This is a genomic window from Pseudomonas sp. R62, from assembly GCF_000257605.1.
In the GTDB taxonomy this organism is placed as follows: Bacteria; Pseudomonadota; Gammaproteobacteria; order Pseudomonadales; family Pseudomonadaceae; genus Aquipseudomonas; species Aquipseudomonas atacamensis.
Genome location: NZ_JH635998.1, coordinates 2,306,118 through 2,307,433, shown reverse-complemented (window position 1 = coordinate 2,307,433; position 1,316 = coordinate 2,306,118). Strand labels below are relative to the sequence as shown.

Genomic DNA, 1,316 nt, shown 5'->3' with positions numbered 1-1,316 from the left:
TGCGAGGTACCAGTGAGATCTGGCCCGACGGCCGGCGTGACGGCGATGCCTATCAGGTTCCCTTTGCCGAAGGCGAAGGCAAAGTGCACCGCGGTTTCTACGGTGGCGCTTTGGCGGCTTATCCATTCATCGTGACTTATCTGGAAAAATTCTACAGCGGGCAAAAGCTGCTGATCACGGGTCACAGTCTGGGCGGTGCAGTTGCACTGATCCTGTCCGAGATGCTGAGACGCAACCTGGAGTTCTCCCCGCAAATCGTGCTCTACACCTACGGCGCCCCCCGCGCTGGTGACACCACGTTCATCGAAAGCGCCAAAGCATTGGCCCACCACCGCATCGTCAATCAGAACGACCCGGTTCCGAGCGTTCCCGCCACATGGATGAATACTTTCGCCAAGCCTGGGCCGATGTACGCAACCAACGCCGTGGTGCTGGGCTTCAACCCGGTCGCCGGCCTCGGCCTGCTGATCTGGGGAATCATCAATTTCTTTGGCGACGACTATGGGCATCACGGTGCTTTGCGCCATTTCATGCCCGTTGAGTTCGACAAGGACCACCGATCCTCCCTTCTCTGGGAGCCGGGTTGCAGCATGATCGTCGATCACGGCTGCGCCAAGGCCCTGCGCGCTACGAACGGCTTGCCCGAACGCGGATCGTTTCTGCGGCAGTTGTTCGACCGGGGTCACCACTCAATGGTCGGCAGCTACATCCCCGGCTGCTGGGCCAGCTTGCGCCGTTGGCAGGAAGCACTGCAGCGCAAGCGTTCGCTGGTGACCAATCGCGAATACGAGTGGATCAGCAGCGCCCTGGAGAATATTCAGCAACAGCTGCGGGCCGTTAAGCGCGATCTGCAAAACAACCACCGTTCTTACGTGCGAGAGCAGGAGCGCGCGCACAAGACGCTGATGCTCAATCAGGAAATAGACAAGATCAGCATGACCAAGGCCCGCCTGACAGCGCTGCGCAGTCAACGGGTCACCGAGGTCGACGTTTACGGCAGCTATGCCGACCAGCCCGAATGGGTCGAGGAAAGTCTGCTGCGCTGGAACGCCCACCCTGAAAACCTGGTTCAGGAGCAACTGGCGATGATTCCGCCAGCCGCTGAAGACCACGACGCCGCTATCGCCGCGATGACCGGTGGGCATGCGGTTGGCGCGCCGTTTCAGCCGGATATTGATTCGTTCATTTAACTTAATCAGTCAACAAGGAAGTACCGATGCTCTCGTTATCCCCCAAGTTAAACTTCGCCACTGCAACGCACTCGATCCGCGCTTTGTTATTGGCCAGCTTCATAATATTTGGAACTGGATGCAACT

The 1,316-nt window shown here is 58.6% G+C and carries 1 protein-coding gene; it reads left to right on the top strand.

Going from position 1 to position 1,316, the window contains the following annotated elements; genetic code table 11:
- Positions 1-1,190 (top strand): lipase family protein (locus tag OQK_RS31190; protein ID WP_038860864.1); only part of this gene is annotated, 1,190 nt, incomplete at its 5' end.
- Between the last annotated feature and the right edge of the window lie 126 nt (positions 1,191-1,316).